The 12,690-nt window shown below is 70.0% G+C and carries 10 protein-coding genes; 4 read left to right on the top strand and 6 right to left on the bottom strand.

The features are described from left to right. Positions 1-196: 196 nt before the first annotated feature. Both JJ691_RS49815 and JJ691_RS49820 read right to left on the bottom strand, forming a co-directional pair. Positions 197-697, bottom strand: a complete 501-nt coding sequence (locus JJ691_RS49815) for a Uma2 family endonuclease (protein WP_249227543.1) — start codon at positions 695-697, stop codon at positions 197-199. Positions 698-1,105: 408 nt separating this feature from the next. After that, a complete protein-coding gene (locus JJ691_RS49820) occupies positions 1,106-2,374 on the bottom strand; it encodes an MFS transporter (RefSeq protein WP_211766342.1) in 1,269 nt (422 codons plus the stop codon). Between the two features lie 133 nt (positions 2,375-2,507). Between JJ691_RS49820 and JJ691_RS49825 the strand changes: the two genes are divergently transcribed. Then, the gene (locus JJ691_RS49825; protein ID WP_211766343.1) at positions 2,508-3,158 is read left to right on the top strand and encodes a peptidoglycan recognition protein family protein; all 651 of its coding nucleotides are present in this window, start codon (positions 2,508-2,510) and stop codon (positions 3,156-3,158) included. Positions 3,159-3,160: 2 nt separating this feature from the next. Beyond that, positions 3,161-3,652 (top strand): hypothetical protein, encoded by a 492-nt coding sequence (locus JJ691_RS49830; protein WP_211766344.1) that lies wholly within the window; start codon positions 3,161-3,163, stop codon positions 3,650-3,652. Here JJ691_RS49830 and JJ691_RS49835 read toward each other — a convergent pair. Next, positions 3,622-4,827 (bottom strand): MFS transporter, encoded by a 1,206-nt coding sequence (locus tag JJ691_RS49835; RefSeq protein WP_211766345.1) that lies wholly within the window; start codon positions 4,825-4,827, stop codon positions 3,622-3,624. The genes JJ691_RS49830 and JJ691_RS49835 overlap by 31 nt on opposite strands. Positions 4,828-4,898: 71 nt before the next feature. Here JJ691_RS49835 and JJ691_RS49840 point away from each other — a divergent pair, with 71 nt between their 5' ends. Beyond that, a complete protein-coding gene (locus tag JJ691_RS49840; RefSeq protein ID WP_211766346.1) occupies positions 4,899-5,513 on the top strand; it encodes a hypothetical protein in 615 nt (204 codons plus the stop codon). 48 nt (positions 5,514-5,561) lie between these two features. On the opposite strand, the gene JJ691_RS49845 is transcribed toward JJ691_RS49840, so the two are convergent. The 3 genes from JJ691_RS49845 to JJ691_RS49855 all read right to left on the bottom strand — a co-directional run bounded on the left by JJ691_RS49845 (position 5,562) and on the right by JJ691_RS49855 (position 11,732). Continuing rightward, on the bottom strand, positions 5,562-9,638 hold the full coding sequence (locus JJ691_RS49845; protein ID WP_211766347.1) for a non-ribosomal peptide synthetase: 4,077 nt from the start codon (positions 9,636-9,638) through the stop codon (positions 5,562-5,564). Continuing rightward, positions 9,622-9,963, bottom strand: a complete 342-nt coding sequence (locus JJ691_RS49850; RefSeq protein WP_249227544.1) for an SET domain-containing protein-lysine N-methyltransferase — start codon at positions 9,961-9,963, stop codon at positions 9,622-9,624. Before JJ691_RS49850 ends, JJ691_RS49845 begins: the two co-directional genes overlap by 17 nt. A 359-nt stretch (positions 9,964-10,322) precedes the next feature. Further along, a complete protein-coding gene (locus tag JJ691_RS49855) occupies positions 10,323-11,732 on the bottom strand; it encodes an aminotransferase-like domain-containing protein (RefSeq protein ID WP_211766349.1) in 1,410 nt (469 codons plus the stop codon). Here JJ691_RS49855 and JJ691_RS49860 point away from each other — a divergent pair. Further along, positions 11,731-12,666: a DMT family transporter gene (locus JJ691_RS49860; RefSeq protein WP_211766350.1), complete on the top strand. Its 936-nt coding sequence runs from the start codon at positions 11,731-11,733 to the stop codon at positions 12,664-12,666. The two genes, JJ691_RS49855 and JJ691_RS49860, sit on opposite strands and share 2 nt — an antisense overlap. Positions 12,667-12,690: the final 24 nt, after the last annotated feature.

A 12,690-nucleotide genomic window follows, 5' to 3' on the forward strand; every position in this document is an offset into this window, starting at 1 on the left:
CCGCTCGGCGACGGTCGCGGGCCGGTCGTCGCCGAGCGTCACGATCCGGGCCGAAGCCAAGATCGACACGGGCATCATGGAGCGATGGCAGCACCGCAAGACGCCGAGAAACCGACCCGCAAGACGATCTACCTGCACCGCCTGTTCGACCGCAGGCAACCCAGGCAACCGCGCCGCGCCGAAGAGCCGGAGACGGTCAGCGACCGTACGGCGCCACCAGCTGACCGGGGCTGAGCAGCGTCGCGAACGGCTCGTGCACCTCGACGATCTCGTCGCCGACGGCCGACAGGACCTGGACGTACACGCCGTCCCGCAGGGCCAGGCAGCGCAGCTCTGGCAGACCCGGATCCACCAGCCAGTAGTTCGGGCAGCCGGCCTCCTGGTACTTGGCCCGCTTGAGTTTCAGGTCGACCAGCCGGGTGCTCGGCGACAGCACCTCCACCACCAGCTCCGGCACGCCGGCCAGATGCGTGGGGGTGAAGTCCTCGCGCCGGCCGACCACCACGTCCGGGATGAACACGGTGTTGTCGGACAGCACGACATCGACGGGGGCCGGCAGCACCTCCAGGTGCTCCGGGCAGTTCATCGTCAGCGCGATCAACAGTCGCGCGACGATGCGCTGATGCAGTGGACGGGGCGACGGGCTCATGACGAGCGTCCCGTCCACGAGTTCGTAGCGGTGCCCATCATCTGGCATCGCCTCCAGGTCCGCCCGCGTCAGCGGCCTACCGTGGGGAAATGCAGGAACACTTCCCATGGTGAGCCTCCTCGTGCCGACGATCCACCCGCCCGGCAGCGTACCCGGGGCGGGAAGAGGCGACTTTCACGCGAAATCCTCTTGAACCGACGGAGTTCGGCGACCCGACCGGCACAGCGCCGGTCCTGGTTGCCGCGATGATCGCCGCCGCGCGCTGCGCACGGTAGCCGAAACGGCGGCAACCGTTGGTCCGCCCGGGGGCCCAGCGGCTGTCCGGGTGATTTTGCCGGCAATGCCCCAAACGGCCCACGGCCGGTCATCTCCGCTGGCTGATACCGTTGTGTTGCAACACGGACGTGTCACGGCCGGCTACCGCGCGCATCTCAAACCCCGACGCCAGAGTGAAAACTACGTGAGGGTCTTGCCTTTCGTCTCGGGCAGCGTCAGCACCACCAGGAAGCCGATCGCCGCGACCGCGGTGAGATACCAGAAGAACAGCGTCGACAGCCCGGCCGCGGCCAGCGCGTTGATCACCAGCGGCGCCGTGCCGCCCAGCAGCGCGACCGTGACGTTGTACCAGGCGCCGATGCCCAGGGCCCGGACCGCGGTCGGGAACAGCTCGCTCAGCAGCGCCGGTGCGATCGAGGTCTGCGCCGTGTACAGGCCGAGTCCCACGCAGAACACCACGGTCAGGCCGACCAGCCCCGGGCCGATCAGCATGGACAGCGGGACGCTGAGCAGTGCCGTCGCCGCCGTGAAGACGAGCAGTTGCGGTCTTCGGCCGAACCGATCAGCCAGTGCGCCGACCGGGTACTGGAGTGCGACGAACAGCGCCGTGCCGATGGACAGCGCCAGGAACACGTCCTGCGCCGCCGCGTGCCGGCTCGTCACCGCGAACGGCGTCAGCGCGCTGAAGTACGTGTAGTAGACCAGCGTCGACACCGCCGTCGTGCCCACCAACCAGGCCACCGACTTCGGGTGGTCGCGCAGGGTCGTGCGCAGCGGGTGCTGGACCCTGGTTTTGTTCTGTCTGAACGGTTCCGTCTCGTGCAGCGTGCTGCGCAGCACCAGGCCGACCAGGCCGAGCACGCCGCCGACCACGAACGGGATCCGCCAGCCGTAGTCGGTCAGCGCCTGTGTCGACATGGTGTGCGCCAACAGATAGCCGAGGACCGACGCCAGCAGCACGGCCGAACCCGTTGATATGTAGAAGAACGACGAGTAGCGGCCGCGCCGGTCCGGCGGCGCGATCTCGCCGAGGTAGGCCGAGGCGTTCGACACTTCACCGCCCAGTGACAACCCCTGGGCGATTCGGGCCAGCAGCAACAGCACCGGCGCCAGCCAGCCCGCCTGCTCGAAGCCCGGCAGCACGGCGATCAGCAGCGACCCGCCGGCCATCAGCAGGATCGTGCCGATCATCGCGGGCTTGCGCCCGCGCACGTCCGCCCACCGCCCGAGCAGGTATCCGCCCAGCGGGCGGAAGAAGAACGCCAGCGCGTACGTCGCGGCCGTGTTGATCTGGGCCAGCACGTCGTTGCCGGCCGGGAAGAACACCTTCGCGAAGTAGATGCTGAACGTCGCGTAGATCGTCCAGTCGTACCACTCGATGGCGTTGCCGACGCTGGCCGCGACCAGCACCCGGACCGGCAACCGGTGGCGGGTGAGCTGCTCCGTCATGGGCGAATGGTGCCATTCACCGCTGGTCGCCGCTGGTTTCACAGTTGACCGACCGGGACTTTTCGGGACCTTTCGTTGACCTTTGGCGGCGACGGCCAGAAGTCTGTGAGCACCTGACGAACGGAGCTCCCCCTTGGACTTCCTGGACCGGCGAACCCTGCTGCGGACGGCCGCACTCTCCGGTATCGCGCTCGGCGGTTTGGCGCTGGGCGTCGGCTCCGCGGCCGCCGTCACCGTGCCCGCCATCACCGGCTGCGCGACCTGGGGCGCGCGGCCGCCGGCCGACCCGCTCACCGTGCTGCCGCACAAGCCGGTGCGGATCCTCGTGCACCACACCGACACGCCCAACAGCACCGACTACTCGCAGGCGCACGCCTACGAGCTGGCCCGGTCGATCCAGAACCACCACATGGACGACAACCACTGGAGCGACACCGGCCAGCACTTCACCAACACCCGCGGCGGTTTCGTGTTGGAGGGCCGGCACAACAGCCTGTCCACCCTGCGCGGCGGCACCGAGATCGTGCGGGCCGCGCACTGTCCGGGCCAGAACGACATCGCCATCGGCATCGAGAACGAGGGCAACTACATGACCGCCCAGCCGCCGGCGAAGCTGTGGGACTCGCTGGTGACGCTGTGCGCGTACGTCTGCCACCAGTACTCGATCTCGCCCAACGCCATCCAGGGCCACCGGGACTACTCCAACACCGACTGCCCCGGCGACGTGCTCTACAAGATGCTGCCGCAGCTCCGCAAGGACGTTGCCGCGAAACTGGGAGGATAACCATGAAGGCTCTGTTGGTCGCCGCCGCGCTCCTGGCCCTCGGCGCCCCCGTCGCGCTCGCGGCGCCGGCTGTCGCCGCGCCCGCCGCCGCCACCTGCGCCAGCCCCGCCACCAGCAACCCGAAGACCTGCGCCCAGGCCGTGTCCTGGGCCAAGGCCCACATCGGCGCCACCAGCTCCGACTACGACCACCGCTGCGACCACGTCGTCGCCCTGGCCTACGGCCGCTCGGCCAGCGGCCACGCCAGCGCCGCCCAGCACTGGAGCTCCATGCCGGCGCAGTACAAGCACACCGGCACCACCGTGCCCGCCGGCGGCCTGGCCTTCTTCAGCATCCCCGGCAGCAGCTACGGCCACGTGATGATCTCCATCGGCGGCGGGGAGTTCGTCTCCAACGACATCGTGTCCGCCGGCAAGCTGAGCCAGACCACCATCGCCACCATCGAGAGCAAGTGGGGCGGCCACTACCTCGGCTGGTCCAACCCCTGGTTCTGACGGGCCGGCACGGTCAGGCTGAACACGATCACCGGCAGCACCAGCAGGCCGGCGGCCAGGCTGAGGCCGGTGTAGGTGATCAGCGTCAGCACCACGCCGGACAGGGCGGCTCCGATCGCGCCGGTGAGGCTCATCAGCAGATCGGAGACGCCCTGCACGGCCGGGCGGCGGGCCAGTTCGACCGAGTCGGCGACGAGGGTGGAGCCGGCGACGGTGGACATCGACCAGCCCGTCCCGAGCACGATCAGGGCGATGGTGACCACGGTCATGGAATCGCCGGAGACGGCGGCGAGCAGCACGGCCAGCACGAGGATCGCCTGGCCGGTCAGGGCGGTGCGGACCCGGCCCCAGCGGTCGGAAATCCAGCCCATCACCGGGGAAAGCGCGTACATGCCGGCGATGTGCAGGCTGATCGTGAGGCCGACGATGGTCAGCGTGGCCCCGTGTTCCTGCATGTGCACGGGAGTCATGGCCATCAGCGACACCATCACGGTGTGCGAGAAGGCCACGGTGGCCACGCCGAACCGGGCCTGCGGCGAGGATTTGACGACCTCCCAGCCGATGCGCAGGTTGCGGCCGCGAGACCCGTTGCTGGCCAAGGGATCCGGACGCAGCGCGACGAACAGCACCACGGTGGCGACGGCGGCGGCGACCGCGGAGAACACGAACGGGCCGGCCAGCGGGGGAATGCCGAGGAACTCCGCGACGGAAGCGCCCGGTCGGGTCAGGTTCGGCCCAGCCACCGCGCCGATCGTCGACGACCACACGACCAGGGCCAGCGATCGGCCGCGGTGGCGTGGCTCGGCCAGGTCCGTGGCGGCGAACCGGGACTGGAGATTGGCCGCGTTGCCGGCCCCCATTAACAGCATCGCCGGCAGTGTCAACGGAAACGAGCGCGCCATGGCCGCGGCGATCACGAGCACCGCTCCCAACAGCGACACCGCCCAGCCCAGGCTCAGCGCCAGCCGCCGCCCGCGCGCGGCGGCGACCCTGGCCAGCGGCAACGCCCACAGCGCCGCACCGAGCGTGCTCATCGTGGACGCGCTGCCGGACCACGCGGCCGAGCCGGACAGGTCCGCGGCCAGCACCGCGCCGACCGACACCGACGCGCCGATCCCGATGCTGCCGGCGATCTGCGCGGCCACCAAAACGCCCAGAGTTCTCCGTTGCGACACATCGTGACTTTAGTTCGTACACCGGACACGCGTCTTGGTATTGCCGGGGAAGGCAAATACCGTTGATCAACGTGGAGACAACTCGTCGAACCCTGCTGCGGTTGTTGACCGTCGGCGGCGCGGCGGCCGCCCTGCCGGCCACCGTCGGCGCCGCCCAACCCGACGTCGTGATGATCATTCGCCACGGCGAGAAGCCGCCGGACTCCGGAAAGCCCTACGGTGTCACCGCCGACGGCACGAAGGACACCTCCTCGCTGATCGTCCAGGGCTGGCAGCGCGCCGGCGCGCTGGCCGGATTCTTCAGCAGTGGGGCCAAGGTCCGCGTGCCCGACGCGATCTACGCCGTGGACAACAGTGGCGGCAAGCACCTGCGGATGGCCCAGACGGTCACGCCGCTGTCCGGGAAACTGGGCATTCCGCTCAACACCGCCTATTCCGAAGGCAATGAGGCCGGCCTGGCCGCCGAGGTCGCCAAGCGGACCGGGACCACGCTGATCTGCTGGGAGCACAGCGCGATCCCGGACATCGTCTCGAACCTCGGCCCGGTCACGCCGACGCCGCCGTCGGCCTGGGCCGACAGTCGCTTCGACATGGTGTGGGTGTTCACCCGCAGCGGCTCCGGCTGGGCGTTCAGCCAGGTGCCGCAACTGGTGCTGGCCGGTGACAGCTCCACGCCGATGAGCTGACCCGCTCGGCCTGGCCAGCTCCTTTCCGCTGCTTCCTTTCCCCGCGCCTCACCTCTGGGCTGATTTGTTCGGTTTGGCGCGGGGAATCCGGTGTCGGGCCACGCCGACCAGCACCGGCTGGACAGTCCACAGTGGACCCTCCAGTTCGTGGCGGCCGATGCCCACCGGCTCGGCTTCCTCGTCGCCGCGCCGCCGGGTCGGCGCGCCCTCGTAGCGCAGGCCGGGCAACAGGTGCTCGTGCTTCATGATCACGCTGTGCGGCGCGACCGTGGTGTGCTCGCCGACCACCGCGCCGTACAGCGGGACCGTGGCGTCGCCCAGCGTGGAGTGCGCGCCCACCTTGACGTGACCGATTTTGAGCACCCGGTCCTCGAAGGTGTGCGCCTGGAACATCGCGTTCACCGTCGAGCCGTCGCCGAACTCCAGCATGTCCGGGTCGACGATCTGGGCGAAACCCTCGCCCAGCGCCACCCGCTTGCCGATCTTCACGCCGATCCAGCGCAGGTAGATCGGCAGCAGCAGCGTGCCCTCCAGCGCCGACAGCGGCTTGCCGGCGATGAAACCCCAGGCCACGTAGAGGAAGTCCCAGCGGCTGGCCCAGCAGGACCACAGCGGGTGGATGCCCTCCCGGACCCGGCCCAGCAGGCCCCACTTCATCACCAGGATCACCAGGCACAGGAACGCGCCGGTGAGGAAGCTGACCGCGGGCACGCCGAGCAGCAGCAGCGCCGGCACGTCCAGGTACTCGTCGGCCTTCTCCACTCCGTAGGTCCACAGCGACACGGCGATCAGCGGCACGATCGGCAGCGTGAACCGGAGCCATTCCCAGAAGTTCCGGTTGATCACCCGGATCAGCGATGGCTCGTGGGTCAGCGACCGGTCGACGCTGACGATCTCCCGCTGCGGCAGCTCGAACGGCGGGTGCCCGAACCAGGACGTGCCCGGCCGGACCAGCCGGTCGTCGGCCACCGTGGAAATGCCGATCAGGATGTCCGACGGCAGCCGCTGGCCGGCGGCGATCACCGCGTGATTGCCCAGGAACGTGTTGGTGCCCAACGAGACCTCGGTGAGCGTCACGGTGCCGCGCTGCACTCGCGGCCCGCCGAGATAGATGCCGTCGGCGAAGAAGGTGTCGCCGTCGATCCGGATCAGCTCCGGCACCACGTCGATGATCGTGCTGATCTCGCAGTCCGGTCCGAGGCTCATGCCGGCGGCGCGTAGCCACACCGGCCAGAAGATGCCGCCGGACAGCCACTTTCCGGCCGAGTCGACCAGCCCGGTCTTCAGCCACACCCGGATGTAGCCCAGGCTGTACCGGTTGATCACGCCCGGCTGCACCGGTCCGAGCACCCGACAAGTGATGGCCTCCAACGCGACCTCGTACACCAGCGCGAGACAGGCGCAGAGGCCGAGAACCGTCAGCAGCGCCAGGTGGTCCAGCGGATTCGACAGCGCGGTGAGGAGACTGTCGTAGGTCAGGTTCAGCTTGTTCACCACGAAGGCGGCGACGACGGCGAACGGCAGCGACTGCACCAGGCTCACCAGGTTGCGGCTGACAATCATCGCCAGTCCGTGCGCCTTGGGCGAGAGCACCATGCCCTTGACCGTCAGGGCCGGCGGATCCTGGGCGTGGCCGGCTGGTCGTGCCGGCGCGCCGTCCCAGCGCTCGCCCTCGGGCATGGTGCTGCCCGTGGACAGATGGGACAACGCGGACAGCCAGGAGTTGCGGCCGACCCGCGCGTGCGGGCCGACGCCGGCCCGGATGTCGACGGTCGCGCCGCTGTCGATCGTCACCGGGCCGATCACCACCTGGCCCTGCTCCAGGTGCACCAGGCCGAGCGAGGCGTCCTGGCTCACCGTCACGTCGTCGCCGATGTCCAGCAGATCCCAGCCGCCCTGCTGGAGATTGACGCCGCGATGGATGTGCACCCGCTCGCCGATCCGCGCGCCGAGCTTGCGCAGCACGACCGAGGTGTACTCGGTGCCGGCGATCGTGCCCCACGGGATGAACCGCATGAACTGTCGGACGATCCAGATCCGCACGTGGAAGGGACTCCACACCGGCGTGCGCACCGCGGTGTACTGCCCGATCAGCATTTTCTTGGCGCGTACGGCGACCTCGATGGACAGCGGCGTGATCGCCAGCCGGATGATGCTCAGCGCCACCGGCGTAATGAAGATCAGCCCGGTCAGTCCGATGTGGTCGGACAGCCACGGGATCACCCAGAACACGCCGACGTAGGCGGCGATCGAGCCGAGGAACAGCTCCAGCGCCAGCCACAGCGCCTGGGCCACGGTCGCGCCGAAAACCTCGACGGCGTGCCGTTCCCGTTGCTTACCGGTGGATCCGGTGTCCGGCACGGCCCGTAGCAGCAGCTGGCCGACCGTGCGTGTCTCGTAGAGGTCCCGGACGGTGATCGACGCGGTGGCCGGATTCGTGCGCAGCTTGGTGATCAGCATCGCGCCGTTGAGCGAGCTGCCGCCCAGATCGGTGAAGAAGTCGTCCTGCGCGCCCGGAAGTTCGGGCAGTTGCAACACCGCCTGCACGGATTCCGCGATGAACAACGCGATCGGGTCCGTCGGCGCGGAACCCGGGCCCTGCTTGCGTGAACGCTGCGACCTGAGGATGGGGAGTTCACTACGGCGCAGTTTTCCGCCCGCGGTGCGGGGAAGCTCCTCGATGATGCCGAATGCGCCCGGCATCATGTAGGTCGGAAGTGCCTTGCGCAGCTCGGCTTTGAGCTGGTCGACCCGCGGCGGTTTCCGCGGGTCGACCGGAACCACGTGCGCGGCCAGCATTTCCGTCGCGCCCTCGCCCTGCACCCGGCAGGCCGCCTCGCGAATTCCCGGGCAGCGGGCCAGCACCGCCTCGATCGCCTCCAGTTCGATGCGGTAGCCCCGCAGCTTCACCTGCGAGTCGATTCGGCCGTGATAGAAGAAAGTTCCGTCCGGCTCGGCGTGCACGAGATCGCCGGTGCGGTAGATCCGGCCCAGCTTCGGGTGCTCGACGAACTTCGCCGCCGTCAGCTCCGGCTGGTTCAGATACCCCGCTGCCAGCCCGGCCCCGCCCATGCACAGCTCGCCCTTTTCCCCCGGGGCAACAGGTTCCAGCTTGTCGTCCAGCGCCCAGGCCCGCATGCCCGGCACCGGCCTGCCGATCGCCACCGGCTCGCCGGGCACGATGTCCTGGCGCATGCAGGTGACCGTGCACTCCGTCGGCCCGTAACCGTTGACCATGCGACGGCCCAGCGACCAGCGCTCGGCGACGTCGTTCGGCAACGCCTCACCGCCGACATACAGCAGCCGCAGGTGCAGGAGCTCCGTGCGCGGGTCATCGCATCCCGTGGCCCGCAACAACGTCGGCGGCGGGCACAGCACCGTGATGCGTTCGTTTCGCAGCCATGGCACCAGATCCGGACCCAGCCGGGCCGTCTCGTCGTCCATCGACACCACCGTGGCGCCGGTGGCCAGCGCCATCCAGATCTCCTCCACCGAGGAGTCGTAGGCCGGCGAAGACCCCTGTGCCACCCGGTCTCCGGGCCCGAGGTCGAACTCCCGGACGTCGCCGCCGACCAGGTTCGCCGCGCCCCGGTGGGGGATCATCACCCCCTTCGGTCGGCCCGTGCTGCCCGACGTGTAGATGATGTACGCGACGGCGTCCGGGCCCGGTGGCTCGGGCAGCGGCAGGGCTGGCGTGGTCAGCGGCAGGTCGACGCGGATGATCGGGCCCGGGTAGCCGATCTGGGCCGCCCGCTCCGCCCCCGCCGCGTCGGTCAGCAGCGCCCGCGCCTTCGAGTCGCTGAGGATGTGCGTCACCTGGTCGTCCGGGAACGCCGGGTCGACGCACACGTAGGCCGCGGCCGCCCGCAGCACCGCCATCTGGGCCACGTACAGGCGGGGCGTGGTGCGGCCCAACATGATGGCCGCCACCGCGCCCCGGCCCACCGCCAGGTGCACCACCCCCGCCAGCAGCTCCGACTCGTGCTTGAGCTCCGCGTACGTCAGCGTGTCGCGGTTGGGCCGGCTCGCCGACGGCGGCACGTCCACCGCCACCGCGTCCGGCCAGCGCTCCGCCGCCCGCGCCAGGAACTCCGGTAGGACCGTCGGGTCAGCGGTGGACGACATTGACCATTGCCTGCAGGTGATCGGCCAGCAGTGGGCGCAGCGACTCCCGCTCCTCCACCGTGCGGAACCGGAATCCCTGAATGCGCCCGAAGCAGTTGGCCGTCCCGCACCGGCAGTCGAACGGCTCCGCCATCTCGTACTCGGTCGTGTCGTAGTGGAAGGTGATCTCCTGCCACGGCTCGATCGCCTTGAGCGCGAAGAACTCCCGGCCCCGGAGCTGCGCGTTCGGCGCGCAGCTGTGGTTGGTGAACCGCCAGAAGAAGCGGTCCATCATCTCCTCCGGCGCGTGCCCGCCCGGCAGGTCGAGGTGAATTCCGGAGCCCACCTGCACCGAATAGCGTGTGGGCCGTTCGGTGACTTGGCCGTCCACCGCGAATAGACGACTCCCGGCCGCGAATTCCCGCAACGCAACGAGCCTGAATTCTCCGCCCGCCCGCACGACCGCAAATCCGTCCCTGGTGTCCGCTGCTGTCATCGCCGGATCCTCCCTGGTAGTTTCCTGTGAGCACTACGTGGCGACTCCACCTCCCGGTTCACCGGTGTGCAGGGGAAACATTCGGATATGTCGGACGATGCGGGACGACTCGATTGCTTTCGACACCTTCGAATCTCCGGTGCGTCCGATGGGCCGATGGCGCCAGCCACCCGGCGTGGGCCGCTGATCGGTATCTCGGGCGAGGCCGGCTATGCGGGGCGCAGGCCGATGGCGGTGGCGGCGTTGGCGAGGCGGTGGATGCCGTCGATCAGGACCTCGGGGGGTGCGCCGGCGAAGGTGAGGCGGAGGTGGGCGGCGGGCGGATCGGTGGCGTACCAGGGGCGGCCTGCGGAGACGACGACGCCGTGGGCGGCGGCGGAGGCGGTGAGGGCGAGGTCGTCGACGCCGTCGGGGAGGCGGACCCAGGCCTGCATGCCGCCGGAGGGCACGGTGACGGGCCGGAGCTGGGGGAGCTCGGTGGCCAGGGCGGTGAGCAGGGCGTCCCGGCGGGCCTTGAGCGCGGGGCGGAGGGCCTTGAGGTGGCGCTGCCAGGCTGGCGAGGACAGAAGTTCTAGCGCTGCTAGCTGGAGCGGGCCGGCGACGAAGAAGTCGTCGAGGACCCGGGCGCTGCGGAGACGGGCGCCGGCGGCGCCGCGGGCGCCGATGGCGGCGACGCGAAGGCCCGGTGCGGCGGACTTGGTCAGTGAGCGCAGGTAGATCACATGGCCATGGATGTCGTCGGCGGCCAGCGGCGGCGGTGGAGTGCCGTCGATGACCATGTCGCGGGCGAAGTCGTCCTCGATCAGGAACGCGCCGTGTTTCGCTAGCACTGCTAGGACTTCTGGCCGGCGCTCGGGCGACAGCACTGCGCCGTGGGGGTTGGCGTAGAGCGGCTGGCAGTAGAAGACCTTCGCGTCGGTGCGGGTGAAGGCGGCGTCGAGCAGATCGGGACGAACGCCGTCCGCATCGGCCGGAACGGCGACGACCTGTAGGCCGGAGCTGCGGGCGGTGGCGATCGCGCCGAGATAGGTGGGGGCCTCGGCCAGCACGACGTCGCCCGGCGCGGTCAGTGCTCGGAACGCGGTCGACAACGCCGCCTGCCCGCCCGGGCACACCACCATGTCCGCCGCCCGGAAAGCGCCGCCCGCCTGGCGGGCGAACCACGCCCGGAGTTCCTCCCGACCTTCTACCGGACCCCGAGCCCACGCCTCCGGCCTGCGTGACGCACGGCCCAGCGCCGCCCCGAGGGCCGCCACCGGTTGCAGCTCCGGATCCAGGTAACCACCGCTCAACGGCACCATTTCCGGGCTGGGCATGGCCATCAGGTCCCGCAGCGACTCCTCGCCCGCAGGCTTCGCCCCCAGCGCCACGGCCTGCCACTCCAGATCCGGGACTTCGGGCGTCGGCTGCCTGCGGCCGGCGAAGGCACCCTTGCTGGCCCGGACCTCGATGACGCCCTCGGCCTCCAGCCGGCGCATCGCGTGCTGCACCGTCACCGGCGACACCCGCAGCTCCTGCATGATCGCCCGCACCGACGGCAGCCGCCCGCCCGGTCCCACGCCGTGAGCCGCGGCACGAAGCAGCCGGATAACACCCTGCTCCGCGTTATCCTCATTCATGAGAGTAGAGGATAACGTTACTGCCTCCAGTCGAGTAACGGCCGGAGTCCTGCTCGGCTCGCTGGGTGTGCTGGCCTTCAGCCTCTCGCTGCCGTTGACCAGGCTTGCCGTCGAGTCTCTCGACCCCTGGTTCGTGGCGTTCGGCCGCGCCGCCGGTGCCGGCATCCTCTCGGCGGGCTACCTGGTGTTATCCAGCCGTCGGCAAGCGGCCGGAGCGCTGCGGTCCAGCCCCGTCGAAGGTGGGGCGTGGCCGACGGTTGCCCAGCTCAGGCGCCTGGTCGTGGTCGCCGTCGGCGTGGTGATCGGGTTTCCGCTGTTCACGTCGATCGCGTTGACCCAGGCGACGGCGGCGCACGGGGCGGTGGTCATCGCGCTGTTGCCGGCCACGACCGCAGTCTTCGCGGTGGTGCGGGGCGGCGAGCGGCCGTCGGCACGGTTCTGGCTGGCCGCCGGCGCGGGATTCGCGGCGGTGCTGGGGTTCGTCGCGGTGTCGGGCGGGATGGTCGGCGGCTTCCGAGCCTCCGACCTGTGGTTCCTCGCCGCGGTTGTGGTGTGCGCACTCGGCTACGCTGAGGGCGGCGCCCTCGCCCGCGAGCTGGGTGGCGCGCGAACGATCTGCTGGGCGCTCGTCCTGGCGTTGCCGGTGACTGTTCCGCTCGCCGTCATCACGGCGCACGGGCTGGCCGCCGCCGGCGTGATCGCGTGGCTGTGCTTCGCCTACCTCACGGTGATCTCGCAGTTCCTCGGCTTCTTCGCCTGGTACGCGGGGTTGGCGCGCGGCGGCGTGGCCCGGATCGGCCAGGTCCAGGCCGTGCAGCCGGTGCTGACGCTGACGTGGTCGGCGTTCCTGCTGCGCGAACACGTCGACGTCGTCACGGTGGTGGTCGCGGCCGTTGTGCTTGGCTGCGTGGTGCTGACCCAGCGCGCCCGCTGACGGCCGGTCCGCTGGTGGCCGGTC

Origin of the sequence: Kutzneria sp. CA-103260, assembly GCF_018263855.1 — a bacterium.
Classification (GTDB): domain Bacteria; phylum Actinomycetota; class Actinomycetes; order Mycobacteriales; family Pseudonocardiaceae; genus Kutzneria.

Coding starts and splice junctions, on each gene's coding strand:
- JJ691_RS49820 (WP_211766342.1), bottom strand. CDS start 2,374: ATGACGGAGCAGCTCACCCGCCACCGGTTGCCGGTCCGGGTGCTGGTC.
- JJ691_RS49855 (WP_211766349.1), bottom strand. CDS start 11,732: ATGAATGAGGATAACGCGGAGCAGGGTGTTATCCGGCTGCTTCGTGCC.
- JJ691_RS49860 (WP_211766350.1), top strand. CDS start 11,731: ATGAGAGTAGAGGATAACGTTACTGCCTCCAGTCGAGTAACGGCCGGA.
- JJ691_RS49815 (WP_249227543.1), bottom strand. CDS start 697: ATGCCAGATGATGGGCACCGCTACGAACTCGTGGACGGGACGCTCGTC.
- JJ691_RS49830 (WP_211766344.1), top strand. CDS start 3,161: ATGAAGGCTCTGTTGGTCGCCGCCGCGCTCCTGGCCCTCGGCGCCCCC.
- JJ691_RS49845 (WP_211766347.1), bottom strand. CDS start 9,638: ATGTCGTCCACCGCTGACCCGACGGTCCTACCGGAGTTCCTGGCGCGG.